General features: G+C 68.5%; 17 protein-coding genes. 6 read left to right on the forward strand and 11 right to left on the reverse strand.

Features of this window, described 5'->3' with window-relative positions:
* Position 1 precedes the first annotated feature (1 nt).
* Positions 2-688 (forward strand): hypothetical protein, encoded by a 687-nt coding sequence (locus GJV26_RS06615; protein ID WP_155708137.1) that lies wholly within the window; start codon positions 2-4, stop codon positions 686-688.
* 114 nt (positions 689-802) lie between these two features.
* Here GJV26_RS06615 and GJV26_RS06620 read toward each other — a convergent pair whose 3' ends face one another.
* Positions 803-1729: a histone deacetylase family protein gene (locus GJV26_RS06620; RefSeq protein ID WP_155708138.1), complete on the reverse strand. Its 927-nt coding sequence runs from the start codon at positions 1727-1729 to the stop codon at positions 803-805.
* Positions 1730-1832: 103 nt separating this feature from the next.
* On the opposite strand from GJV26_RS06620, the gene GJV26_RS06625 reads away from it, so the two are divergent.
* The 5 genes from GJV26_RS06625 to GJV26_RS06645 all read left to right on the forward strand — a co-directional run bounded on the left by GJV26_RS06625 (position 1833) and on the right by GJV26_RS06645 (position 7669).
* Positions 1833-2753 (forward strand): AAA family ATPase, encoded by a 921-nt coding sequence (locus GJV26_RS06625; RefSeq protein ID WP_155708139.1) that lies wholly within the window; start codon positions 1833-1835, stop codon positions 2751-2753.
* Between the two features lie 2 nt (positions 2754-2755).
* Positions 2756-3733: a DUF58 domain-containing protein gene (locus GJV26_RS06630; protein WP_155708140.1), complete on the forward strand. Its 978-nt coding sequence runs from the start codon at positions 2756-2758 to the stop codon at positions 3731-3733.
* The gene (locus GJV26_RS06635; RefSeq protein ID WP_155708141.1) at positions 3730-5718 is read left to right on the forward strand and encodes a transglutaminase TgpA family protein; all 1989 of its coding nucleotides are present in this window, start codon (positions 3730-3732) and stop codon (positions 5716-5718) included. The genes GJV26_RS06630 and GJV26_RS06635 overlap by 4 nt, the downstream gene beginning before the upstream one ends.
* 5 nt (positions 5719-5723) lie before the next feature.
* Complete coding sequence (mltB, locus tag GJV26_RS06640; RefSeq protein WP_155708142.1) at positions 5724-6869, forward strand: lytic murein transglycosylase B; 1146 nt, start codon at positions 5724-5726, stop codon at positions 6867-6869.
* A 440-nt stretch (positions 6870-7309) separates the two neighbouring features.
* Positions 7310-7669 carry a hypothetical protein gene (locus GJV26_RS06645; RefSeq protein WP_155708143.1) on the forward strand — a complete coding sequence of 120 codons (360 nt, stop codon included), beginning with the start codon at positions 7310-7312 and terminating at the stop codon, positions 7667-7669.
* A 34-nt stretch (positions 7670-7703) separates the two neighbouring features.
* Here GJV26_RS06645 and cysM read toward each other — a convergent pair whose 3' ends face one another.
* The 10 genes from cysM to GJV26_RS06695 all read right to left on the reverse strand — a co-directional run bounded on the left by cysM (position 7704) and on the right by GJV26_RS06695 (position 25357).
* A complete protein-coding gene (gene cysM, locus GJV26_RS06650; RefSeq protein ID WP_155708144.1) occupies positions 7704-8606 on the reverse strand; it encodes a cysteine synthase CysM in 903 nt (300 codons plus the stop codon).
* Between the two features lie 211 nt (positions 8607-8817).
* Complete coding sequence (locus GJV26_RS06655) at positions 8818-9885, reverse strand: ABC transporter ATP-binding protein (protein ID WP_155708145.1); 1068 nt, start codon at positions 9883-9885, stop codon at positions 8818-8820.
* A 3-nt stretch (positions 9886-9888) separates the two neighbouring features.
* Complete coding sequence (locus GJV26_RS06660; protein WP_155708146.1) at positions 9889-13764, reverse strand: GH36-type glycosyl hydrolase domain-containing protein; 3876 nt, start codon at positions 13762-13764, stop codon at positions 9889-9891.
* A gap of 165 nt (positions 13765-13929) precedes the next feature.
* Entirely contained in the window at positions 13930-17058 is a 3129-nt protein-coding gene (locus GJV26_RS06665) for a discoidin domain-containing protein (RefSeq protein ID WP_155708147.1), read from the reverse strand.
* On the reverse strand, positions 17055-17864 hold the full coding sequence (locus tag GJV26_RS06670; RefSeq protein WP_155708148.1) for a carbohydrate ABC transporter permease: 810 nt from the start codon (positions 17862-17864) through the stop codon (positions 17055-17057). Before GJV26_RS06670 ends, GJV26_RS06665 begins: the two co-directional genes overlap by 4 nt.
* Positions 17861-18733, reverse strand: a complete 873-nt coding sequence (locus GJV26_RS06675) for a carbohydrate ABC transporter permease (RefSeq protein WP_216643114.1) — start codon at positions 18731-18733, stop codon at positions 17861-17863. Before GJV26_RS06675 ends, GJV26_RS06670 begins: the two co-directional genes overlap by 4 nt.
* Positions 18730-20010, reverse strand: coding sequence for a sugar ABC transporter substrate-binding protein (locus tag GJV26_RS06680; RefSeq protein WP_216643115.1), 1281 nt, complete (start codon positions 20008-20010; stop codon positions 18730-18732). The genes GJV26_RS06675 and GJV26_RS06680 overlap by 4 nt, the downstream gene beginning before the upstream one ends.
* Positions 20007-21425 (reverse strand): glucoamylase family protein, encoded by a 1419-nt coding sequence (locus tag GJV26_RS06685; protein ID WP_155708149.1) that lies wholly within the window; start codon positions 21423-21425, stop codon positions 20007-20009. Before GJV26_RS06685 ends, GJV26_RS06680 begins: the two co-directional genes overlap by 4 nt.
* Positions 21426-21435: 10 nt before the next feature.
* Positions 21436-24303 (reverse strand): TonB-dependent receptor, encoded by a 2868-nt coding sequence (locus GJV26_RS06690; RefSeq protein WP_155708150.1) that lies wholly within the window; start codon positions 24301-24303, stop codon positions 21436-21438.
* A 1-nt stretch (position 24304) separates the two neighbouring features.
* Positions 24305-25357 (reverse strand): LacI family DNA-binding transcriptional regulator, encoded by a 1053-nt coding sequence (locus GJV26_RS06695; RefSeq protein WP_155708151.1) that lies wholly within the window; start codon positions 25355-25357, stop codon positions 24305-24307.
* Positions 25358-25564: the final 207 nt, after the last annotated feature.

Raw genomic sequence — 25564 nt, forward strand, 5'->3', positions numbered from 1 at the left:
CATGAAATACTCCGCCGCCCTCCTCCTGTTCGTTGCCGTTTCGGCATCGGCGCAACCCGTCGTCGAAGTAAGCACCGTGCGCGACCCGGAACTGAAATCCTACGCGACGATGGTCAAGGGCCTCGACGCGTTCGACGCCGAGCGCAGCCGCGCGCCGCAGGGGACGCTGCGCTTCCTCCTGCGGCCCGCCAGCCGCGAGGACAGCCTGCAGGGCCTGCAACTGAAGATCGTCGGCGACCGGGTGACGCTGCCGGTGGCGCTCGATGCCGACGGCGGCTTCAGCCTGCCGCGCAGCACGGCGGCGCTCGATGACGATGCCGAACTGGTACTGAACAGGAAACGCCATTCGTTCCGCTGGCGGCCCGAAGTGCGCAGCCCGGGCGTGCCGGCGGCCGCCCGGCGGCTGGGCGACCTGCGCGTGCAGTGCGCCGTGCAGTGGGCGATCGAGCAGGAAGAGCTTGCGCCGCCGGCGCGCGCCGCGCTGTCGGCTACCGGCGGACCGTGCCGCTCGATGACGATGCACATGGGCTTCGATGCGCCGGCGCCGCTGCAGGGCGCCTGGCTGCGCGACGGCGAACGCCGCGAACCGATTCCCGTCAACCGCCATTACCGGCGCGTGTTCAACCCGCCGCTGGCGGACCGCTCGTGGAGCGACGACACGCTGGTGGAATTCCACTACGTGCGCTGAACGCATGCACGATCACGCCGCCCGTTGCGGAGCCATCCTCGGCGCCTGCCCCTGGCTGATGGAAGCGCTGGCAGCGGTGCGGTCGCTGCCGCTGCGGGGCTGATCCCGGGCGGTTCAGATCTCGGCCAGCGCCTTCACGTGCGCCACCACGCTGCGCCCCAGCGCGGACAGGTTGTAGCCGCCTTCCAGGCAGCTGACGATGCGGCCCTTCGCATGCAGCTTCGCCACTTCCATCATCTGCTGCGTCATCCACGCGTAATCCGCTTCCACCAGGCCCATGGTGCCCAGGTCGTCTTCGCGGTGCGCATCGAAGCCGGCGGAAATGAAGATCATCTGCGGCCTGAACGCATGCAGCGCCGGCAGCCACTGTTCGAGCACCAGCCGGCGCACCACGTCGCCTTTCGTGCCGGCCGGTACCGGCACGTTGACGCGGTTGGGCGTGACCGGCAGCGGTTCCGTGTACGGGTAGAACGGGTGCTGGAAAAAGCTCGCCATCAGCACGCGCCGCTCGTCGCGGAACGCTTCCTCGGTGCCGTTGCCGTGATGGACGTCGAAATCGACGATCGCCACCCGTTCCAGGCCGCGCGCGTCGAGCGCATGGCGCGCCGCGATCGCCACGTTGTTGAACAGGCAAAAGCCCATCGGCACCGACGGCCGCGCATGGTGGCCGGGCGGACGCACCGCGCAGAATGCGTTGTCGATCTCGCCGTCGATGACCGCGTCGGTGGCCGCCACCGCCGCGCCGGCGGCGCGCAGCGCGGCCGTCCAGCTGTGGCGGTTCAGCGACGTGTCGCCGTCGATCGGATAGTAATCGTCGCCCTCGTGCGGCTGGCTTTGCACGATGGCGATCGCGTTCGGCGTGTGGTTGCGCGCGATGGCCGCCATGTCGGCGAGCGGCGCTTCGCGATGATCGAGCAGGTCGTCGATGTGGGCATTGATCAGCTGGTCGGCGATGGCCTGCAGCCGCGCGGGGCACTCGGGATGCCACTCGCCCATTTCATGGCGCCGGCAATCGGGGTGGCTGTAGATGGCTGTGCTCATGTCGCAAATTTCTTTAATGCATCAGTCTTGCTGATCGTAACGCATCGATCGTGACTCATGCAGGGTAGAATGGTCCTCATCAGGGCCAACTATAACAGGAACCATGTACACGAAATTGCATGCCGTTGCGCGCCAGGTGGGCAGCCTCATCGTGGGCAAGGACATGCAGATCCGGCAGTCGCTGGCCTGCCTGCTGGCCGGCGGCCACCTGCTGCTGGAAGATGTGCCGGGGGTGGGCAAGACCACACTGTCGCACGCGCTGGCGATTTCGCTCGGCCTGCAGTTCAACCGCGTGCAGTTCACCAGCGACCTGCTGCCGGCCGACGTGGTGGGCATTTCCGTCTACGAGCGTGAAAAGAACGGCTTTGCCTTCCACCCCGGCCCGATCTTCACGCAGGTGCTGCTGGCCGACGAGATCAACCGCGCCACGCCGAAAACGCAATCGGGCCTGCTGGAAGCGATGGAAGAACGGCAGGTCACGGCCGATGGCGTGACGCGGGCGCTGCCCGAGCCGTTCTTCGTGATCGCCACGCAGAATCCCACCCACCAGATCGGCACGTTCCCGCTGCCCGAATCGCAGCTCGACCGCTTCCTGATGTGCCTCACGCTGGGCTACCCCGACCCGGCCGCCGAGCGCGCGCTGCTGGCCGGCGAGGACCGCCGCAGCATGCTCGGGACCCTGCCCGCCGCGATGACCGCCACGGAGCTCGCGGCCGCGCAGCGCGGCCTGCGCGCGATCCACACGTCGGCGGCGCTGATCGACTACGTGCACGCGCTGGTGCTCGCGTCGCGCGGCAACGGCTCGTTCGCCGAGGGTCTTTCGCCGCGCGCCGCGCTGGCGCTGGTGCAGGCAGCCCGTGCCTGGGCGGCGCTGGAAGGCCGCGACCATGTGATACCGGAAGATGTGCAGGCCGTGCTGGTGCCCGTGTGCGCGCACCGGCTGCGGCCCGTGAAATCCAGCCAGGGCGTGGCGCTGGCCAGCCGCGAGCTGGTGCTGCAGCTCCAGAAGTCGGTACCGGTCTAGCGATGCTCGAAGCGTTCTGGCGCCGCGTGTTCCGGTTCGAGCGCCGCAAGGCGCGCGATGGCGACGTGGTGCTGACGCTGCGCCGCGTGTACATCCTGCCGGCACGCGCCGGCATGGCGTTCGCGGTGCTGCTGGTGCTGATGCTGATCGGCGCCACCAACTACACGCTGGGCCTGGGCTTCGCGCTCACTTTCCTGGCCGGCGCCTGCGCCATCGCCGACATGGTGCTGACTGTGAAGAACCTGGCCGGCCTGCGGCTGGCCGGCGGCCGCGCCGCCCCGGTGTTCGCCGGCGACGCGGCCCGGTTCGAGATCGCGCTGCACAACGGCGGCAGTGCCGGCCGCTATGCGATCCGCGTGCGCTTCGGTACCGACGGCGCCACCGAACACCCGGCCGACGTGCCGGCGCACGGCAGCGCCGCGCTGGCGCTCGCCCTTCCCGCCCCCGAACGGGGCTGGCTGCGCGCCCCGCGCATCCGGCTCGAGACCCGTTTTCCGCTCGGCCTGTTCCGCGCCTGGAGCTGGTGGCAGCCCGACCTGCGCGTGCTGGTCTACCCGCGCCCGGAAAGCCCGGCACAGCCGCTGCCGGTGCGCGGCGCCGCCAGCGAGGAAGGCCACGGCGAAGTGGGCCTGGACAACTTCGCCGGCATCCGCAGCTACCAGCCGGGTGATCCGCTGCGCCACCTGGCGTGGCGCCAGATCGCCCGCCTGGCGCCGGAAGACGGCGGCCAGCTCGTCACCAAGCATTTCGAAGGCGGCGCGGTGGCCGAGCTGGCGCTCGACTTCGCGCAGCTGCCGCCGCACCTGGACCTGGAGCTGCGGCTGGCGCGCATGACCCGCTGGGTGCTCGACGCGGAACAGCGTGCGCTGCCCTATTCGTTCCGCCTCGGCCATCACCATTACGTGGCCGCTCTCGGCGACGCCCATCGCGCCGCGTGCCTTGCCGCGCTGGCGTTGCATGGCCGGGAGGCTTTGCCATGATGGGCGCCGGGCCCCTCACGCGCGACAAGCAGGACACGCTGCTGCTGGTCGCCGCGGCGCTGCTGGTGATCGCGCCGCACTTCGCGCACCTGCCGTGGTGGATCATCGGCACCGTCTGCGTCACGCTGCTGTGGCGCGTGCTCCTGACCTGGCGCGGGCGCCGCCTGCCCTCCGCCTGGCTGCTGCTGCCGGTGGCGCTGATCGCGATGGGCGGCGTGTTCCGGTCGTTCGGCACGCTGCTGGGCCGCGACGCCGGCGTGGCGATGCTGGCGCTGCTGCTCGCCTTCAAGCTGCTGGAGATGCACGCCAAGCGCGACCTGTACGTGGTGCTGTTCCTCAGCTTCTTCCTGATGCTGACGAATTTCTTCTACTCGCAGAGCATGCTGACGGGGCTGGCGATGGCCGCCACGGTCGTGGTGCTGCTGGCGGCGCAGATCACGTTCCAGTACACGGGCATCGTGCCGCCGCTGGGCCAGCGCCTGCGGCTGGCCGGCCGGATGTTCCTGCTCGCCGCGCCGCTGGCGGCGGCGCTGTTCGTGCTGTTCCCCCGCGTCGAAGGGCCGCTGTGGGGCATGCCGACCGACACGCCCGGCCCGAGCAGCGGCATCTCCGACACGATGGCGCCCGGCACGATGACGAACCTGGCGCTGTCGGAAGATGTGGCGTTCCGCGCGCGCTTCGATGGCGCGGCGCCGGCGCAGCGGCGGCTGTACTGGCGCGGCGTGGTGCTGAGCCACTACGACGGCCGCACCTGGACCCGCATCGGCGGCCGCCTGTACCGCCGCGACGGCGACGCGATGACCCTGCGCGTGACCGGCAAGCCCGCCCCCTACGAGGTGACGCTGGAGCCCAGCGCGCGGCGCTGGCTGTTCACGCTGGAGCTGACGCCGCCGGCCCTGGACGTGCCCGGCGAACGGGTCGGCGTGACCGACGAACTGGAGAGCTTCACGGTGCGTCCGCTGCACCGGCGCGTGCGCTACCGTGCCGCCGCCTATCCCGAGTACGCGGTGCAGCCGGCGCTCGATGCGGCATTGACGGGCAAGTGGCTGCAATTGCCGCCCGGCTTCAACCCGGCCGCTTACGAACTGGGCCGCACGCTGCGCAGGGATGCCGGCGTCGACGACGGCCGCGTGATCGCGCGGGTGCTGGCCATGTTCCGCAAGGAACGCTTCGCCTACACGCTGCAGCCCCCGCTGCTGGGGCGCAATGCCGTCGACGAGTTCCTGTTCGTCACCCGGCAGGGCTTCTGCGAACACTACGCCGGCGCCTTCGTCGTGCTGATGCGGGCCGCCGGCATTCCGGCACGCGTGGTAACGGGCTACCAGGGCGGCGAACTCAACCCCGTCGACCGCTACATGACGGTGCGGCAATCCGATGCCCATGCGTGGGCCGAGGTGTGGCTGGCCCACCGGGGCTGGGTGCGGATCGATCCCACGGCCGCGGTGGCGCCCGACCGGGTGACGCTGGGCCTGCGCGGCGCGCTGCCGCAACAGTCGCCGTTCGGACTGGCCGCTTTGCGCAGCGACAAGGATTCGTGGTTTTCGCAACTCCGCTTCCGGTTCAATGCAGCAAATAATGCCTGGAATCAATGGGTGCTGGATTACAATCCTGAACGGCAAAGAAATTTCCTTGCGGAACTAACCGGATGGGTGGTCGACTGGCGCGCCCTTGCCGCCGTGCCCGCGCTGCTGGCGCTGGCCTGGCTGTGGCGCCAGCTTCGTGCGCGGCACCGCCGCGATCCCGTGCAGACTGCGTGGGAGCGGTTCTGCGTGTTGCTGGCGCGGCGTGGCGTGCGGCGCGCGCCCGACGAGGGACCGCACAGCCTCGCGTGCCGTGTGGCGGCGTTGCCGCTGCCGGACGACAAGAAAGCGGCGATGGCCGAATTTCTGGCACTGTATGCCGCGCTGCGCTACCGCGCGCTGGATGACGATGAACGAACCCGGTCGGCTCGCCGGCTGGCCAAACTGCTGAGCCTGTCACGATGAATGTCATGAACAACAAGACCCTGCTTACCCTGCTGCTGGCGGCAAGCGTCGCCGCCACGAGCCTGTTCCCGTCCCAGTTGCTGGCCGCGCCCGCTGAAACGGCCAAGGCGAAAAAAGCCAAGGCCGCAACGAAAGGAAAGAAAAAGCCGGCCAGGAAGGCCGTTTCCGCCCCCGTAAGCGACTACTACACAGGCGAATTCGTCAATTTCAACCAGTGGAAGGAAGTCCAGCAATTCACGGACGAGATGGCGACGAAGCACGGCTTCACCCGCTCCGAACTGGAAACGTTGATGGGCAATGTGCGCTACCTCGATTCGGTGGTGCAGCTGGTCAAGCCGGCGCCCCCGGGCAAGCCGAAGAACTGGACGGTATACAGCAGCCGATTCATCGAACCGATCCGCATTGCCGCCGGGGTGCGCTTCTGGAACGAGAACGCCGAGACGCTGGCACGCGCCGAAGCGCTGTACGGCGTGCCGGCCGAGATCCTCGCCGGCGTGATCGGCGTGGAAACGATCTATGGGCGCGACACGGGGCGCTTCCGCGTCATCGACACGCTGACAACGCTGGCGTTCGCCTACCCGGTGGCGCCGAACCGCGAGGCGCGGATGGCGTTCTTCCGTGGCGAACTGGAAGCCACGCTGCTGTATGCGCGGCAGACCGGCATCGATCCCCAGTCACTGCAGGGCTCCTTCGCGGGCGCCGTGGGCCTGCCGCAATTCATGCCCAGCAATATCCTGAAGTACGGGGTGGACTTCGATGGCGACGGCCACATCGATCTGCGCAATTCCACGGCGGACGCGATCGGCAGCGTGGCGTCCTTCCTGGTGGGCCATGGCTGGCAGCGCGAACAGCCGGGACAGATCGTCTACCCGGCCACGGTATCGCCGGCGCGGGCATGGGAACGCTTCGCGGACGGCAGCCTGGAAGCGAAATTCCGGCCGGAAGACTTGACCGCGGCAGGCATCGTCACCACGTCGACATTGCCGCCGGACATGTTGTATGGCCTGGTGGATTTGCAGAACGGCTCCGAGCCGACGGAATACTGGGTGGGAAGCAACAACTTCTACACGATCACGCAGTACAACCGCAGCTATTTCTATGCGATGTCGGTGGTGGAACTGGGACGCTCGATCCGCCTGGCCAGGCCATGATGGCCGGGTGGCCAGGTGTAAAGGTACGTAATGCCGCTTGAAAAGTTGCTTTTTAGAATGTAACGTATGAGCAAATTCATTGCTCAAATTCGTTGCTCGCACTATTGCTTCCAATGCAGCATTGGTGATAAGTTTTATATTACACTTAAACTTGTATGATTGACAAAGTCGGGGCTGCTCATTCGGTTTATCTACCACAATAAGTACGGTAGAATTCTCACAGATTGTTGCAATGCGACAACGGCGTCATCAAAGAGACATATTTTTTTATTGCTCTTGAGTATGAGATTGCTGATTGTTGTACAATTGTGTATATATTATGAAACTTGTTATCCCGGAATCGTGTGTCGATCGTTCCTCAGTGAAGAGAAACTTCCACGCCCAGCATGAGCTCCGAGTGATTCTTTGCAGAACAACTTTACAGAAGGAACAGACGCATCATGACAAACCAAGTCGGCATTGATATGAACAACGATTCGGACGGCGATGATCTGCTGCAGTACAATCCGAACCGTCTGCTGGATACGCTGATCGAAAATCTGCGCCTGAAAAACGACGCCGCATTGTCCCGCGCGCTTGAAGTGGCACCACCGGTGATCAGCAAGATCCGCCACCATCGCCTGCCCGTTGGCGCTTCGCTGCTGATCCGCATGCACGAGGTGAGCGATCTGTCGATCCGCGACCTGCGCTACCTGATGGGCGATCGCCGCAACAAGTTCCGCATCAGCGACAAGCAGTTCAAGCCGAAGGAAGGCGAAACGCCGGCGGCAAGCAGCACGAACAACAACAGCAACAGCTGATTGTAAAAAAAGCCGGGCTAGCCCGGCTTTTTCCTTATGCGGGGAAGACCCCGGTCGACAGGTAGCGGTCGCCCCGGTCGCAGACGATGAACACGATCGTCGCGTTCTCGACCGTTTGCGAAATGCGCAGCGCGATTTCGCAGGCGCCAGCCGCGGAAATGCCGCAGAAAATCCCCTCCTCGGCCGCCAGCCGGCGCGCCATGCGCTCCGCCGCCGCCTGCGACACCGATTCGATCTGGTCCACGCGCGCCTTGTCGAAGATCTTCGGCAGGTAGGCTTCCGGCCACTTGCGGATACCCGGGATCGACGAGCCCTCTTCCGGCTGGGCGCCGATGATGCGCACGTTGCCGTTCTGCTCCTTCAGGTATTGCGACACGCCCATGATCGTGCCGGTGGTGCCCATGGCCGATACGAAGTGCGTGATCTTCCCTTCGGTATCGCGCCAGATTTCCGGACCGGTCGATTCATAGTGGGCGCGCGGGTTGTCGCCGTTGGCGAACTGGTCCAGGATGATGCCCTTGCCGTCGCGCTGCATCTGCTCGGCCAGGTCGCGCGCGTATTCCATGCCACCCGTCTTCGGTGTCAGCACGATCTGCGCGCCGTACGCGGCCATGCTCTGGCGGCGCTCTTCGGACAGGTTTTCCGGCATCAGCAGCACCATCTTGTAGCCGCTGATCGCCGCCGCCATCGCCAGCGCGATGCCGGTGTTGCCGCTGGTGGCTTCGATCAGCGTATCGCCCGGCTTGATATCGCCCCGCTCGGCCGCCCGGCGCAGCATCGACATCGCCGCGCGGTCCTTGACGGAGCCGGCCGGGTTGTCGCCCTCCAGCTTGCCCAGGATGATGTTGTTGCGCGCCGCGGCTTCCGCGCCCGGCAGGCGCACGAGCTGGACCAGCGGCGTGTTGCCGATCGTGTCGGCAATAGTTTTGTAGGCCATGCGTTCGCTTCTTCTCTTCGCCAAAAGAAGCATTTTAATCCGGTTGCCGTTTGGTTGCTCGCGATGGCTCCAAGGCTCAGCCCGTGTCCACCCTGGGGTCAACCCTGAAATAGGACACGATCTCAGCCCTGGTACGGTTCAGCCCGTGTCCGGAAAAGAGGTTGACCCGAGGTGGACACGACCTCTGCGGTATTACGTTACCGGCATGGCTTCAGCGCCGCGCCTTGCCGTCGCTGTCGAACAGGTGCCAATACTGCGGAGCGGCGCCCACGGTGGCGCGCTGGCCGGGGTCCCAGGTGCTGTTGCTGTCGGCGCGGGCGACCAGGGCTTCGCCGGTGCTTTCCGTTTGCAGGTAGACGTAGCTGAAGTCACCCAGCAGTTCCACGGTCTGCACCACCGCGGCGATGCCGTCGCCTGCGCCGGCCAGCACCACGTGCTCCGAACGCAGGCCGAGCGTGACGGGGGCGCCGGCGGGAAGGCCGGCCGCGGTCGGCAGCGCGATGCCGCCGCCGGCGGCCAGCGTAATGCCGCCACTGCCGTCGGCCGCGCCGCGCAGGAAGTTCATCGCCGGCGAACCCATGAAGCCGGCGACGAACAGGTTGTCGGGCCGGTTGTACAGGTCCAGCGGCGCGCCCACCTGCTCGACCTTCCCGCCGCGCAGCACCACGATGCGGTCGGCCAGCGTCATCGCCTCGACCTGGTCGTGGGTCACGTAGACCATCGTGCTTTTCAGGGTCCGGTGCAGGTTCTTCAGTTCGATGCGCATCTGCACGCGCAGCGCCGCGTCGAGGTTCGACAGCGGCTCGTCGAACAGGAACACTTCCGGATGGCGCACGATCGCCCGGCCGATCGCCACGCGCTGGCGCTGGCCGCCGGACAGTTCCTTCGGCTTGCGCTCGAGCAGCGCCTCGATGCGCAGGCTGGCGGCGGCGGCCAGTACCTTGTCGCGGATCGTTGCGGGGGGCGTGCCCGCCAGCTTCAGCGCGAACGCCATGTTGTCATACACCGTCATGTGCGGATACAGCGCATAGCTCTGGAATACCATCGCGATGCCGCGCTGCGCCGGCGGCACGCTGGTCATGTCGCGGCCGCCGATGGCGATGGTGCCGCCGTCCGGCTCCTCGAGCCCGCAGATCGTGCGCAGCAGCGTGGACTTGCCGCAGCCCGACGGTCCGACGAACACGACGAATTCGCCGTCGCCGATGTCCAGGTCGATCCCGTGCAGGATCGTGGTTTCGGCGAACTGCTTGCGCACGCCGCGAATCTTCAGGTCCGCCATGTTCTAGGCTCCTCCCAGCAGGATGTCGACGCCGTGCGGTCCGCCATCCCGCAGCAGCGGAATGCGCGCCACCCCATCGGCGATATTGAGCTGCACGCCGTCGAGCGTGGCGGCGATCACCTTCGCCGCCGTGCCGTTCGGACTGCGCACCGCGACGTTGCAGGAACCGCCGCCCGGCAAATTGTAGTGCACGTGGAATTCCGGCCAGTCGTCCGGGATGCGCGGCGCCACCACCAGCGTATCGCCGTTCTCGATGGTGAAGCCGAGCACCGATTCCAGGCCCACCCGGAACATCCAGCCCGAGGAGCCCGTGTACCATGTCCACCCGCCGCGGCCCACGTGCGGCGCGGCGCCGTACACATCGGCCGCGATCACGTACGGCTCCACCTTGTAGATGTCGGCCGCCGCCTTGTCGAGCGCATGGCTGACGGGCGAGAGCATCCGCAGCAGCCGCGCGGCACGGTCGCGGCGCCCCGCCTCGGCCAGCGCCCGCACCGCCCAGCAGGCGGCATGCGTGTACTGGCCGCCGTTCTCGCGCACGCCGGCGACATAGCCCTTGATGTAGCCGGGATCGTGCGGCGTGTCGACGAACGGCGGCGTGAGCAGCCGGATCAGCTTGTCGTCCTCGGAGACCAGCTGCGCCTCCATCGCATCGAGTGCCTGGCGCGCGCGGTCCGGCGGCGCCGCGCCGGAAATCACCGCCCAGGCCTGGGCCAGCGCATCGATGCGGCACTCGTCGCTGTCCTTCGAGCCGAGCACGGCGCCGTTGTCGTAATAGGCGCGGCGATACCATTCGCCATCCCAGCCGGCATCGTTCAGCGCCTGGGCCAGGTGCGCCAGGTACTCGCCGTAGGCCTTCACGCGCGCGGTGTCGCGCCGCCCCTCGCAGAACGGGATGAAGTCGCGCAGGATGCGGGTCAGGAAAAAGCCCATCCACACGCTCTCCCCCCTGCCTTCGCGGCCCACGCGGTTCATGCCGTCGTTCCAGTCGCCGGTACCCATCAGCGGCAGGCCATGCGCACCCCGCGTCAGCGAGCGGTCCAGCGCACGGCAGCAATGTTCGTACACGTCGGCGCTCGTGCCCGACAGCGCGGGCTTCAGGTAATGCTCGTCCTCCCCTTCGGCGAGCCCGCGCCCGGCGAGGAATGGCGCCACTTCATCGAGAACACCCAGGTCGCCAGTCGTGTCGATGTAGAAGGCGGTGATGTACGGCAGCCAGCACAGGTCGTCCGAGAAGCGCGTGCGCAGGCCCTGCTCCACCGGTGCCGGATGCCACCAGTGCAGCACATCGCCTTCCTCGAACTGGTGGGCGGCATGCAGGCAGATCTGTGCGCGCGCCAGGTCCGGCCGTGCATAGATCATTGCCGAGGCGTCCTGCAGCTGGTCGCGGAAGCCGAATGCGCCGCCGGACTGGTAGAACGCCGAGCGGCCCCAGATCCGGCACGACAGGTTCTGGTACGTGAGCCAGCCGTTCATCATCAGGTCCAGTTCCTTGACCGGCGTATCGATGCGCACGGCACCCAGTGTTTCGCGCCAGAAGGCCAGCACCCCCTCCAGCGCGGCCTGTACCGCTCCCTCTTCGCGATAGCGCTCCACCAGCGCGAGCGCGGCTTCCCGCCCGCCCGTATCGCCTTCCTGCGTTTCGCCCAGCAGGAACACGCAGCTGACCGATTGGCCCGGTACCAGGTCGTACACGGCCTGGAACGCCGCGCACGGATCGAGCCCGCCGCCGGACGCATGGTCGAGCGCCGGCACGGCCAGCCCGGCAGGCCGGCTGGTGGCGCCGTGCCGGCCAAGGAACGCGGCGCGGTCGGCGGTGAAATGCGTGGCCCGGGCGCCGGGCGCCACGGCCGCCGCGAACGTGATGCCGTCGGCGAATACACCGGCCTGCGCATTGGTGGCCAGCAGGACATCGCTCCCGGCCGCCGCGAGCGCGGTAACCACGTAGGGGCTGCTGTCGGCCGGCGTGGCGCCCAGTACCAGCTGCTGGCAGGAATACAGCGACACCCGGCGCGGCCGGCCGCTGTCGTTGGTGACCGTGAGCCGCACGATCTTCACCGGATCGTGGCGCGGCACGAAGACCGTCGTTTCCTGCCGCAAGCCGTGGCTGGCATGGTCGAAGCGGCTGTAGCCGAAGCCATGCCGCGCTTCGTAGGGCGCGGCGGCCGGCACCGGGCCGGGCAGCGGCGACCAGAATTCGCCGGTATCTTCGTCGCGCACGTACAGCGCCTCGCCGTGCGGATCGGCCACCGGGTCGTTGAACCATGGGGTGAGGCGGTGCAGGCGGCTGTTGCGGCTCCATGTATAGCCGGCGCCGCCGTCGCTGACCAGGCAGCCGAAGGTCTCGTTCGAGATGGCATTGCTCCATGCCAGCGGCGGGCGGCGCAGCTGGTGCGTGTGGCGGTCCCAGTCCATCCGGATCACGTATTCGTCGCCGGCCGCGTTGAAGCCGCCATAGCCGTTGAAGAACCGGAGTTCCTCGTGCGCGGTTTCCCGCCGCGGCGCGGAAACGCCCTGCAAGGCCGGTGTACGGCGCGACGGCGGCTTCGCCGCATGGCCGTCGGGCCGCGACAGCGCCGGCAGATTGCCGCGTATGACGAGGTGCGCGGTGCGCTCGAAGTGCGCAAGGTGGCCGGGCGCGAAGTCGGCGGTACGCCGTACCAGCAGTCCCTGCTCGACGGCGGTGCCGTTGCCGTGCTCGTCGAGCACCAGCATGTTCAGGTTCAGGCCCTTGGCCTGCCAGTAGCGCCGCGCCGACAGCAGTGCCCGCAGCATCAGGTCGTCCTGCCCGGCGGTGTGCACGACGGCCAGCTCGCCGGACGGCACCTCGTACCGCGCCGTATCGGCCGGGCCGGGGGAGATCGCCGGCCCGGCCGCGGCGGTGCTTCCCCCTGCCGCGCGCACCGCGGACTGCCCGTACATCACGGCGGCGGCCAGCTGGTGATAATACTCGGCCTGCGCAGCCGGCAGCCCGACCTGTTCGAGCAGCACGGTTTCGCGCAGTTGCGCGTCGCCCAGTATCGCGGGCATGTTCATGCCCGGCAGTTCGCGTGCCAGCGCCAGCGCCTCGTCGCGGGTAGGCGCGGAGCCGAGCATGAACACGAGGCGCGCCTGTTCGCCGGTACCGAGCGCCAGCGTGCGCCGCAGCGCCATCGCCGGGTCGAGCACGTTGCCGGCGGTGCCGGACAGCGTTTCCTCGTCGATGCCGCGCGGATGGCAGGGGCCGCGCCCGCGGCCCATGAAGCGGGCGCGGTCCGTCTCGAACTGGGGATCGGTGCCGCCCAGCGCGGCGTTGACCATCCACAGCCCCGGTTCATTCGCGCCGCGCGGCCGGCGGTGCGCCAGCAGCGCGCCGGTGGCGGCATCGTGCCAGGTCTGCACGAACAGCTTCGAGAATGCGGGATGCGACGCCTCGTCCGCCTGGCGGGCCAGCACGACCTCGAGGTAGCCCGTCAGCTCGATGAGCCGCGAGCGGCCGGACAGGTTGGTGACGACGATGCTGCGCAGCTCCACGTCCTTGTCCGGGTGCACGGCCACTTCCATGCGCGCGAGGATGCCGTGCGCCGATACCTCCAGCCACATGCTGGCGCCGCCGGCGCCGGCGGCCCGCTGCAGGTCGGGGTCGTGCGTGGCGGCGCACGGCTGGGCGCCGATCGACCACAGGTCATGGGTTTCGGCGTCGCGCAGGTAGAAGAACCAGCCTTCGGCGTCCGTCACGCGGTCGCCGTGCCAGCGCGTCAGCGCGATATCGCCGGCACGGGCGAAACCGCTGCCGGATTCGGTGATCAGCGTGGTCAGCCGGCCGTTCGACAGCAGCCGGGCGTTGGGCGGCAGGTGCGCCGCGTTCAGGTGGGTGCCGGTCGGGCTTGCGGTGGCCATGGGGTTTCCTTCACTCTTCGTGTTTCAAACAGGTGCCGTTGCTGCGGCGGTCTTCACGGGCGGCGCGCTGTCCAGCAGCGACGATACCATGCGTGCGCGCGTGCCGACGCCCCGCTCGCGCGCCGCGGCCAGGGCCGCCGTGCCGGCAGGGGCATGGCACCGGGTTCATGGACCGGCCTTCCCGGCCGGGATGCGGATGGCCAGCGTGGCGGGCAGCTTGCGGATCGTGACGGCGCCATTCGTTACCGGCACCGGGCTGCCGTTCAGCCGCGCGGGGCCGGGCCGCCCGTCATAAGGCCAGCGCAGCACGAGGCCGCCGGGCGGGACAGCCATGCCGGCTTCGATGCGCAGCAGCAGTTCTCCCGCGCCGCGCCGCAGGCTGTAGCTCAGCGGGCCATACGGCGTGCGCAGCCGGCGGATCGCGATGCCGGGGCCGTCCAGCCAGTCCAGGGGGATGCCTTCGGCCAGCAGCAATGCATGTTCGGGCTCGCGTTCGTACGCGAACGAGTCGAGCGCGGCGCGCATGAAGTCCGAAGCGATCCAGCCATGCGGCATGTCGCCCAGGAAGCGCGGCGTGCGCGGGTCGCGGCCGACCACCTCGGCCCAGCCGTTCCATGCGCGCGGCCGCTGGCCGGCGTAGAAATACGCGAGCAGCTGTTCGGCCCGGGCGCGCCAGCCCAGCCGCACGAACGCGCTGGCATTGCGCAGTTCGTACGGCGTGTAGTCCTCCCAGGCCATGGTGCCGTCGCGCCGCGCGATGAAGAAATTCCAGTAACGGCGGTAGGTTCCCTCCAGCAGATCGCCCGGCAGGTACCGCTGCTCGCCCCCCGGGGTCAACCCGATGGTCGTCGACGTGGCATCGAAGTCGCCCAGCTCGGCCGCGCCGGGCAGGTAATCGATGCCGTGCCGCGTTGCCGCGGCGCGCAGCGAGGCAAGCAGGTCGCTCCGGAATTCATCGCGCTGCCGGGCCAGCCGGCGCGCATCGGCGCGGCGGCCCAGTGCCCCGGCAATGGTCGCCGCATCCTTGTAGCCGCGCAGCGCCCAGAAGTCGTCCCAGTAGGAATGCATCGGCTTTTCGGCATACCCCTCGTGGCTGATCGAGGCGGGCATCAGGCCGAACAGGGGCGTGCCCCGTTGCGCCGCCGTGCGTTCGGACTGGCGCAACGTCTCCATGTAGCGCGCCGCCGCGTCGACCCGCGGCCACAAAGCCTTCAGCGCGGCCCTGTCGCCGGTGTAGCGGTACAGCTCCGCCGCCAGGAAGATCAGTTCGCCGTGGCTGTCGTTTTCCGGCACGGGGTCGGCGCCGCGCGCGTCCACGCAGCACGGCACCTTGCCGTTGCCGAACTGGTAGGGGGCATACCAGCGCAGGTAATCGACCGCGATCTCCGGCAAGCCCATTCGCAGCAGCGCTTCGGACATCATCGCGCCGTCGCGGATCCACGAGCGCAGGTACGAGCGCGTGCCGGGCTGGATCGCCGCGCCGTCGCGCGTCATCAGGATGTGCGCCAGCGACGAACGCAGCGTATCGGCCATGTGCTGCCCCGCCGCCGGCACCTGCAGCCCCACCCCGTTCAGGCGCGCGCGCCATGCCTGCGCCACGCCGGCCTGCGTGCGGTCGAGCCAGGCGATGCCGTCGGCCGGCGCCGCGAACTCCCCCGTCAGCGGCGCGACGACGCCGAACACGGCGGCGCCCCGTGGCGGCAGTTGCACCTTCCAGCGCAGCGTGCCCGAAGCCATGCCGGTGTCGTCGCGCACCACGCGGTTCGTGTCGCCGCCTTCGAACGGCAGCAGGCCCGCGTCGAGCGAGGACAGCCGCACCGCCGGTGGCCCGTTCACCGGCGCGCCCAGCGGGACGAAGCGGCTGGCGCCGGCGGTCAGCGCGGCGCCGTCCCACGCGATGTCGCGGATCGGCGCATGGCCGCCCGGCGTGTTCAGGAACTGGCGCGGCGCGTTCACCTGGAACGGGCGCGCCGCCAGCACCAGTTCCAGCGCCTGCGGCACGTCCCGCAGGTTGCGCAGCTCGTAGCGGGCCAGCAGTTGCGACGACGCTGGCGTGCCGGCCGCCGCCGCGGTCGTCGTCAGCGTCCAGCCGGGAGTGCGCCAGTGCACCGACGGAACCGGCAGGTAGCCGTCCTGCAGCGAATGCGTGATGTCGACGTCCGCCCAGCCGTGCAGCGTGCCGCCGGCCAGCACGAACGGCTCCAGCGCGGGGCCGCCCCGCACCGGTTCGATCGCGCCATCCTCGGACAGCAAGGCGCTGTGCCGCCCGCCGCCGTCGATGCCCACCAGCGTCCAGTATGGCTGCTGCCCCGAGAAGCCGCGCGGATAGCGGCCCTTCGGCGCGCCGACGGCCAGCGCGGCGACGAAGTCGTTGGGCGTGGCGCCGAACGCCAGGTCCTTGAGCTCGACTTCGGCCAGCGCGTAGCTTTCGGCCGGTCCTTCCCGGAGCAGCAGCCGCACGTAGCGCGCCTCCGATTCCGGCAGCCGCAGCGCATCGGTGCCGCCGTTGCCGTCGCGCACGCTGCGCACGGCATGCCACGCCTGCCCGTCCGGCGACAGGGCCACGTCGTAGCGGCTTGCATGCCGGCCCGGCAGCCAGTGCAGCACAAGGCCGCCGAACTCGCGCACGGTGCCCAGGTCCACCGTCAGCTCCTCGCGCGGGCCGCCCGACGATCGCCAGGCCGTGCCGGCCTTGCCGTCGACCGCCAGCGCCGCCGGGGCCGCGGCGGAACCCGCGTCCGCCCGCAAGGCCGGCCACGCCGCAGGCGGCGGTGGCAGCACGCGCAGTTCCAGCTCGTCGATATCGATCGAGCCCTTGCCGCCGCTGCCGGCGCTGACGACGAATTCGATGTTGTCCGCCCGCCGCAGCGTGCGGTCCTTCGCCGGCCCCCAGGCGAACGCCACCTGCCGCTTCCTGAAGCGCACCCGCGTCCAGTCGCCCGGGAAGGCGTGGTCCGGCAGCCGGTACCACCACACGTTGTCGCCGGAGGCGTCGGTGAGCTTGAATTCGAAATGGTTGGCAGGCGCATCCGCCCTGACCATGAAGGAGATTTCGTAATTGTCCGGCAGCTCCAGCGGCAGCGGGCGGCGGGCGAAGGCGTAGCCGGCCTTGCCGCCGAAGTCGAAGTCCAGCCGCAGCGCCCGCCCCTTGTAGCCGGCGACCGGCGCGGCGGCGGCCGCCACGCCGTCGGACGCGCGGGCCTGCCACGGCGCCAGCGATTCGAAATCGTCGAGCACCTGCTGGGCCTGGGCCAGCGCCGGCAGCAACAGCGGTATCGCGAGCCATGCCCTCATCCCTTCACGCTCCCCACCAGCAGGCCCTGGATGTAATAACGCTGCAGCCCCAGGAACAGCAGCAGCACCGGCACGATGGTCAGCACGGCGCCGGCCATCATCAGTTCGCTGTCCTGCACGTGCTCGCGCGACAGCGAGGCCAGCGCCACCGGCAGCGTGTACAGTTCCTGGTCGGTGAGCACGATCAGCGGCCACATGAAATCGTTCCATGTGCCGAGGAACGTGAAGATCGCCAGCGTGACGAGGATCGGCGTGAGCAGCGGCAGCACGATCGACCGGAAGATGCGCCACTCCCCCGCCCCGTCCATCCGCGCCGCTTCGAGCAGCGCGTCGGGAATCGTCAGCGCATACTGCCGCACGAGGAAGATGCCGAACACGGACGCCAGCGCGGGCACCAGCACGGCGCCATACGTGTTGACGAGCCCCAGGTATTTCAGCAGCAGGAACAGCGGCAGCATCGCCACCTGGGCGGGAATCACGAGCGCGCCCAGCAGCGTCCGGAAGATGCGCTCGCGGCCGCGAAAGCGCAGCTTGGCGAACGCATAGCCGGCGCTCACGTTGAACATCAGCGACAGCACCGTGGCGCCGGTCGACAGCAGCGCACTGTTGAACACGTAGCGCCCGATGCCGGCATGCGCGAACAGGGCCCGGTAGTTGGCCAGCGTGGCTTGCGCCGGCAACAGGGGCGGCGGAAACGCGCTGGCCTCGCCCGGCCGCATCAACGATACGGACACCATCCATGCCAGCGGGAACACGGCCAGCAGACCGGCCAGCAGCACCGCGCCGTTCACCAGGATCTTCCTCATCCGTCGATCCCCCGCGCCACGCGCAGCTGCAGCAGCGTGACGGCGAACATGATCGCGAACAGCACGAACGCCACGGCCGACGCCACGCCCAGGTTCCACCACTTGAAGCCCTGCTCGTACATGAAGTACAGCACGCTGACGGTGCTCTGCACGGGGCCGCCCTGCGTCATCACGTAGGGCTCGGCGAACAGCTGGAAATAGCCGGCCATGCTGAGGATGCTGACCATCACCAGCGTGGGGCCGAGCATCGGCCATGTCACCCAGCGGAACGCCGCCCACGTGCGCGCGCCATCGAGTTCGGCCGCCTCGTACAGGTCGCGCGGAATGCTCTGCAGCCCGGCCAGCAGGATGATCATGTTGTAGCCGAAGTTCTTCCACACGGCGAACAGGATGATGGCCGGCATGGCCCAGTCGGGATCTCCCAGCCAGTCGACCGGCCCGATGCCGAACCACGACAGCGCGTAGTTCAGCATGCCGTAGCGGGTGTGCAGCACGTAGCGCCAGATGACGGCGACCGCGACGAGCGACGTGACCACCGGCGCGAAGTACGCGGTGCGGAACAGGCCCTTGAGCCACGTGACGCGCGAGTTCAGCAGCAGCGCGGCGCCCAGCGAAGCGGCGATCGACAGCGGCACGCCGGCGGCGACGAAGTAGAACGTATTGCCGAGCGCGCGCCAGAACAGCGGCGTCTGCAGCAGTTCGATGTAGTTGCGCAGGCCCACGAAGCGCAGGTTGGCGATATCGGCCAGCGCGTAGATGTCGAAGTCGGTCAGGCTCATCGCCAGCGCGGCGGCCACCGGCAGGAAAAAGAACACGAGGATCGCCAGCAGCGCCGGCGCCACGAAGCACCATGCCGCCCGCCCGTTCACGCGCGCCGCTCCCGGTCGAGCATCCAGCGGCGCTTTCCCAGGATGCGGTCGGTCTTCGCATCGAGCTCGGCGGCGGCGGCATCGACGGCGATGTCGCCGTGCGCCACCCGCTCGCCCATCGAGCGCAGTTCGGCCAGGATGTTTTCCCATTCCGGCACGCGCGGCTCGGGCCGCACGTTTTCCAGCTGCGCGCGGAACGGCCGCGCATGCGGATCGCCGGCCAGGCGGGGATCGGCCCAGTTGGCGCGGCGCGGCGGCAGGTTGCCGGTCAGCGCGTTGAACTTCGCCGCCGTGTCGACCCGCGACAGGTACTCGACCAGCTGCCATGCCGCCCCCTTGTGCCGCGATCCGGCCGCCACGGCCAGGCTGGAGCCGCCTGCCAGCGAGGCGGCGGGACCGTGCGGCCCCGGCAGCAGGGCCGTGGCCCACGTGTGCTGCCTGTCCGGCGCGACGCGCCGCCGGAACTCGCCGATGTTCCATGGGCCGGACATGTAGAACGAGATGTATTCGGTGCTGAACTCGTGGTAGACGTTCGACACGCGCTCCATCGGCGCCAGCCGCTCCCGGTACATGTCGGCATAGAGCTGCAGCGCCCGGCGGAACGACGCGCTGCGGAAGTTGCCGTAGCGGCCGCCGTCGCGCAGCAGTTCCTCCGGCTGCTGCAGCGCCAGCACCAGCAGCGGCGCGAACTCCTCGTGCGGCAGCAGGATCACGTACTTGTCCGGCCCCACCAGCTTCTTCACCGCGCGCATCGCTGCCATCCAGCCCTCCCAGGTGGACGGCATGCGCGCGTAGCCGGCCCGCGCGAGCAGCTCGCGGTTGTAGAACATCACCCGCGTGTCGACATACCACGGCACGCCGTACAGCCGGCCGTCGACGACGTTGGTGTTCCAGATGCCCTGGAAATAGTCCTGCGGGTCGAGCGTCGCCGATGCCGCCACCCGCGCGTCGAGCGGCTCGATGGCGCGCAGGGCCTGCAGCTCGGCCACCCACGTGTTCCCGAGCTGGAACAGGTCCGGCATCGCATCGCCGGCGAACGCCGTGAGCAGCTTTTCATGCGCGGCGGTCCACGGCAGCTGCTGCACCGCCACCTTCACGCCCGGGTGCAGCCGCTCGAATTCGGGGATCAGCGCGGTGACCACTTCGCCCTCCCGCCCCATGGCCCAGAACTTCAGTACGGTGGCGCCGTCGCCTGACGACCGCGAGCACGCCGGCAGGCCGGCGGACAGGCCGCCCGCCAGCATGGCGTGCAACGCGCGGCGGCGGGCCGGCTTCACTTGTCGAGCCACCCGCCGGTGAAGCCGGCCCGCACCAGCCCCGTGCGGATGGCGGGATTGGTGCGCATCACGCGCCAGACGAAATCGTTGCGGTAGTTTTCCGTCATCGCCAGGATAGGGCCCTGGTCGATACCCAGGTAATCGCCGGCCACCCAGCCCTTGCCGGGCACCACCTTGCCGTGGCGGAGCACGGCCTTGAATTCGAAGCTGGGATTGAACGCATCCAGGAAGCCGTAGCGGCCGTAGATCAGGTCGCCGTAGCGTTCCTTCATGGCCACCACGGCGGGAATCGTGATCTCGGGCGCGAACGGCAGCGAGCCCGCCACGGCCGTCGGCGCCAGCGTGCAGTCGTCGTAGTGCGCCAGTCCGCCCATGCCGCGCGCCGCATAGGTGCGGAACGGGATCTTCCGACCCTGCCATGCGAACGTGCCATCCACCGGGCCGTCGCTGGCGGTGATGCCCCAGATGTCCGCGCCGTAGCCCTTGCAGCCGAGCGGATTCTCGATCGCGTAGTCGCGCTGCGCGTAGGTGGCGCGGCGGCTGTTCTCGAAATAGTCGATGCCCTTGCCCCGCATGTACTCGTCGCGGATGCCGCGGAAATCGATCCACATGTGGCTGTACTGGTGCACGAACAGCGAAGGGAACGTCAGGTGCGGCCGGGGTTCGGCGCCATACGGCGGCGCGCCCCAGCTGCGCTCGTAGGTGCCGGTCCACGCCCGCCACGCCTCGGGCCCCAGCGCGTGCGCGGGCTCGGGAGAGCCCAGCGCCAGCACGTACAGCAGCATCGCCTCGTTGTAGCCCCGCCAGTCGTACGGAATGAAGCCCTTCTCCGGCCGCCAGCCCAGCGTGACGGCCGGCGGGTTGGCCGCCGCCCACTTCCAGTCGACGCGCGCGTAGATCTCGGCGGCCAGGCGGCGGATTTCCACTTCCTCGTCTTCCTCGCGGTCGAAGTACGACTGCGCGAACAGCGCGCCGGCCAGGAACAGCGCCGTGTCGATCGTCGACAGTTCCACGTTGCCATGGCGCTGGCCCGTCTGCATGTCGAGGAAGTGGTAGAAGAAGCCCTTGTGGCCGGCCATGCCCGTGCGTGCGTCGCCCTGCGGCGCATTGCGGAAGAAGCGCAGCGTGACGAGGGTGCGCTCGCGCGCCTGCGCCCGCGTGATGTAGCCGCGCTCGACACCGATCGGATACGCCGTGAGCCCGAAGCCGACGGCGGCCACGCTGGAAAACGACGGCGCGGGGTGCCGGTCCGGCACCAGGCCGTTGGCCGGGTTGGCCGTCTCCCAGAAATAGCGGAAGGTACGCTCCTGCAGGTCGTCGAACATCGGCGGCAGGGGATTGGCCGCCAACGGGGGCGCGGATGTCACGCCCGCGAGCAAGAATGCAACGGCGGCCAGTTCGCGGCGCATGCGCATGGTCCGCCCCTCAAAACGCGTACCGCGCCGACAGCTTCAGCGTGCGCATCGGACCGCCCATCGAGTTCGCCAGTGTCACGTTCGGGTTGTCGCCGCCGTAGCGGTTCGGGCTCGCCGCGCCCGGCCCGCCGGTCCAGCCGTCGTAGCCGCCGTAGTTGATGCTGTTGAACAGGTTCAGCACGTCCGCCCGCAGCGTCAGCGCGCCGAAGCGGAACTGCACGTCCTTGGCCAGGCCCACGTCGACCTGCTTGAAGTTGTCGCCGTCGCCCTTGATCGACACGCAGTCGTTGAAGCTGACATGGCAATCCGTTATCCGGTACGGCAGGCCCGAGCCAAACGTGGCCTTGCCCGACAACAGAAGGCCCCACGGCAGCAGGTCGCCGGACGTGGCCGCGACCACCAGCCGGTGCTTTTCCACCACCGTCGACGGATTCCACTGCCCCGGGTACCGGCCGTAGGTCCAGTTGAAGATGTCGTTGGTCCATTCCTTGTTGGTGGTCTGCGCGTCGCTGTACGTGTAGGTGGCCGACACGCTCCAGCGCGAGGCGCGCGAATACGGCTTGTCCACCTTCAGGTATACGCTTTCCGCCCGGGCCTGGCTGATGAAGTCGCCCAGCACCAGCGTGCTGTACGGCGGCACCGACCCCCACAGCGGATCGATCGGGCTCTGGGTGCCCCAGCCGCCCTGCGGATCGCGGTTGCCGCCGAACCAGTTGAACTGGTTGCGGCTGCGCGAGTTCGTGTAGCCCACCTCGCCGTTCCAGATGCCCAGCGCCTGGCGCAGGCCGAAACTGAACTGGTCGGTATAGGGTGCCTTGTGGTCGTTGCGGATCAGCCAGACCTCGCCGTTGGTCTGGGCATTCTTCTGCAGTTCGTCGAGCGCGTAGTTCGCCACGGCGCGGTCGTACGCGCGCCCCCAGCCGCCGAAGATCACCGAGCTGCGGTCGCCCTTCAGGTCGTACGAGAAGCCGAGGCGCGGCTGCCACGCGTCCTTGAACGCCTTGCGGCTGTTGCCGGTGCTGATGTAGTTGCCGATCTCCACACCGCCCCTGGCCAGCGATTGCGCATAGGTCTGGCCGGCCGGCGCGCCTTCGCGCGGGTCCTGCCGGCCGAAGATCGCCATCCGGTCCGCCGGCGTCGCGTAGCCGTCGTTGAGCATGTTGTTCTCGTAGTCGTAGCGCAGGCCCAGGTTCAGTTCCAGCTGCGGCGTGGCCTGCCAGTCGTCCTGCAGGTAGATGCCGTACTGGGTGTTCTTGAAGTTCACGCCCACCGGTGGAATCGCCGGGTCGGTCTTCGTCACGCGCGGCACGCCGGTGACGTTGTCGATCAGCTGCTCGAGCATGTCGACCGCGCGCGCCGTGCCGGACAGGTCGTATTCCATCCATTTGATCTTGATGCCGCCCTTGATCGTGTGCCGGTCCAGTCCCGTCCACGTCAGGTCGTCCTGCAGCAGCAGGCCCTTCTGCTGGCGGAACTGGGCATTCGGCGAGCCGCCGGCGATCAGCACTTCCTTCACGTTGGCGGGATCGTTGCTGGGCGAGATCAGGTACTTGATATACGGGTCGGTGGCCGACGAGTGGGGATTCCACGTGTACTTTTCGTGGCCGATCCGGGCTTCGTTGACGAAGTTGTCCGTGGTCCAGGTGTGCTTGACGTCGAGGCGGTCCTCGTCGTTGTCGCGCGCCACCTCGTTGCCGGGCAGCGAAGTGAGCCTGTTTTCCGGCACCAGGTCGGTTTCGCGGCGCACGCGCAGCGTGGCTTCGAGCTCGTGCTCGTCGGAGATGCGCGCGTTGAGCTTGGCCAGGAACAGGTCCTCGTCGAACTTCGACACGGTGGGGCCCTGCTGCGCCAGCAGCGACGGCACGATGCCCGCGTTCGGCAGAAGGTTGGCGTTCTGGGCGACGACCTGGCGCGGATCGTCGATCTTCTTGCCTTCATAGGCCAGGAAGAAGTGCGCCACGTCCTTCCTGATCGGGCCGCCCAGCGTCATGCCGAACTGGTCCTGCTTCGAGTCCGGGCGCGCAATGCCCTGCGCCTCGGCCTTCTTCTGGAACGGGTTCATCGCCGTCACGCTGGTGCCGGTATGGTCCCAGAACACGTCGCCGTGCAGTTCGTTGGTGCCCGATTTCGTGACCGCCGTAATGGCGGCGCTGGACACCTGGTCGAACTCGGCCTTGTAGTTCTGCGCGATCACCTTGTATTCGGCGATGGCCGACTGCGGGAACGGGTTGCCGCGGCTGGAATCGAGGCCCGACACGCCGCCGCGCAGGATGTTGTTCTTCTGGCTCACGCCGTCGATGAACACGTTGACGTTGTCCTGGTTCTGCGCGCCGCTGCGCAGCGTGACGTTGCCGGACTGGTCGACATCGAACCGCACGCCTGGCGCCAGGTCGGCGAACGACAGGAAATTGCGGGTGACCTGCGGCAGCCGCTCGATCTGCTCGCGCGAGACGGACGTGCCGACCTCGGACGTCCTCACGTCGCGCCGCTGCGCCGAACCGGTGATGACGATGCGCTGCGGCTGCCCGTCGGCGGGGGCCGCCGTGTTCAGGTCCAGCGTGCTGGTCTGGCCCACGGCCAGCGTGACCGTCTCGGTGGCCTGCGTGCCCACCTGGATGCGGTACGAGCCCGGCGCCAGGCCGGTCAGCACGTAGCTGCCGTCGCCGCGCGTGGCGGTGCGGTATGCGTAGCCGTTGGCCTCGTTGACGGCCACGACCGGGGTACCGGCCGGGCTGGCGGCGCCGGCGGCCGTGACCTGCCCGCGCAGCGTGGCGGTCGACAGTTGCGCCGATGCCGGCACGGTGGCCAGCAGGGCCGAAGCCAGCGCCGCGGCCATCGCGGACAGCCGCAGCGGGCGGTGGAACGAAGTGCTCTTCATGTCAGTCTCCTTTTCTTGGAATCCTGCCCGTTGCCGGGGATACGGACGTGGTGCCGCTGGAAGCGCGCACGACGAGCTGCGCGTCCAGCGTATCCGCGACGGCGCCGGGTACCGCACCGGCGACGTTCGCAATGCCGGTTCCTACCTGGGCGATCAGCCGGCGCAGCGCCTGCGCGCCCATGTCGGCGATGGGCACCCGTACAGTGCTCAGGGCCGGGGTCACGTAGCGGGCCACGGGAATATCGTCGAAACCGGCCAGCGCGATATCGTCCGGCACCCTGACGCCGGCCGCCTGCAAGGCGATCTGGACGCCGATCGCCATCATGTCGTTGGCGGCGAACACGGCACGCGGATGGCGCCTGCTTTGCGCCAGCGCGGCGCCGACACGCGTGCCCGATTCCTCGGTGAAGTCGCCCGCGTACACGGTGGCGCGCGCGCCGGGTACCAGCGCCGCCAGCGCCGCGCGATAGCCGCGCAGGCGTTCCTGCGCCTCGAAATTGCCGGCCGGGCCCGTAATGAAGGCGATGCTGCGGTAGGGCGCCAGGTGTTCCACCATTGCCCAGGCCGCGCTGTAGTTGTCGATCGAAACCGACGAATAGGCGCCACCGCCGGCGCCACTGTTGAGCAGCACGATCGGCAGGCGCTCGGGCAGGTTGGCCGCCAGGAACGCCGCGTCGACATGCGGCGACATGACCAGCAGGCCGTCGACCCGCCCGCGCATCGCATGGATCGCGGCGACCGCCTCGTCGGCGCCGCCGTGCAGGCTGGCCACCAGCAGGTGCAGCCCGCTGCTGCGCGCGGCGCGGTCGATGCCGCGGATCATCTCGGAAAAATACTCGCCATAGAGGTCCGGCAGCAGCACCCCCACCGTATTGGTGAGGCTCGTGGACAGGCTGCGCGCGCCCACGTGCGGCACATAGCGCAGCTCCTTCATCACGGCAAGGATATGGGCGCGCGTTTCATCGGTCACGGTGGCGTGGCCGTTCAGCACGCGCGAGACCGAAGCCACCGATACGTTTGCCGCCTGCGCCACATCCTTGATGGTGACCGCCATATCGCTCCCCCGGGTGCCCGGCCCTGCTTCCTGCCTCATGATCCATGACCCATGGCTCATCGCCCATGATTCGTGTTTCATGTTCATGTAACCGGTTACAGCGCGGCATTATAAAAGCGGCCCTCCGAAGGCCGCGTTCTTTTGAACGAATGTAAGCGTTTACATTTGGGCATGCAAAGACTTTATTTTTGCAATGTAGGCATCGCG

The organism is Pseudoduganella dura (assembly GCF_009727155.1).
In the GTDB taxonomy this organism is placed as follows: domain Bacteria; phylum Pseudomonadota; class Gammaproteobacteria; order Burkholderiales; family Burkholderiaceae_D; genus Rugamonas; species Rugamonas dura.

Coding starts and splice junctions, on each gene's coding strand:
- GJV26_RS06615 (WP_155708137.1), top strand. CDS start 2: ATGAAATACTCCGCCGCCCTCCTCCTGTTCGTTGCCGTTTCGGCATCG.
- GJV26_RS06620 (WP_155708138.1), bottom strand. CDS start 1,729: ATGAGCACAGCCATCTACAGCCACCCCGATTGCCGGCGCCATGAAATG.
- GJV26_RS06625 (WP_155708139.1), top strand. CDS start 1,833: ATGTACACGAAATTGCATGCCGTTGCGCGCCAGGTGGGCAGCCTCATC.
- GJV26_RS06630 (WP_155708140.1), top strand. CDS start 2,756: ATGCTCGAAGCGTTCTGGCGCCGCGTGTTCCGGTTCGAGCGCCGCAAG.
- GJV26_RS06635 (WP_155708141.1), top strand. CDS start 3,730: ATGATGGGCGCCGGGCCCCTCACGCGCGACAAGCAGGACACGCTGCTG.
- mltB (WP_155708142.1), top strand. CDS start 5,724: ATGAACAACAAGACCCTGCTTACCCTGCTGCTGGCGGCAAGCGTCGCC.
- GJV26_RS06645 (WP_155708143.1), top strand. CDS start 7,310: ATGACAAACCAAGTCGGCATTGATATGAACAACGATTCGGACGGCGAT.
- cysM (WP_155708144.1), bottom strand. CDS start 8,606: ATGGCCTACAAAACTATTGCCGACACGATCGGCAACACGCCGCTGGTC.
- GJV26_RS06655 (WP_155708145.1), bottom strand. CDS start 9,885: ATGGCGGACCTGAAGATTCGCGGCGTGCGCAAGCAGTTCGCCGAAACC.
- GJV26_RS06660 (WP_155708146.1), bottom strand. CDS start 13,764: ATGGCCACCGCAAGCCCGACCGGCACCCACCTGAACGCGGCGCACCTG.
- GJV26_RS06665 (WP_155708147.1), bottom strand. CDS start 17,058: ATGAGGGCATGGCTCGCGATACCGCTGTTGCTGCCGGCGCTGGCCCAG.
- GJV26_RS06670 (WP_155708148.1), bottom strand. CDS start 17,864: ATGAGGAAGATCCTGGTGAACGGCGCGGTGCTGCTGGCCGGTCTGCTG.
- GJV26_RS06685 (WP_155708149.1), bottom strand. CDS start 21,425: ATGCGCATGCGCCGCGAACTGGCCGCCGTTGCATTCTTGCTCGCGGGC.
- GJV26_RS06690 (WP_155708150.1), bottom strand. CDS start 24,303: ATGAAGAGCACTTCGTTCCACCGCCCGCTGCGGCTGTCCGCGATGGCC.
- GJV26_RS06695 (WP_155708151.1), bottom strand. CDS start 25,357: ATGGCGGTCACCATCAAGGATGTGGCGCAGGCGGCAAACGTATCGGTG.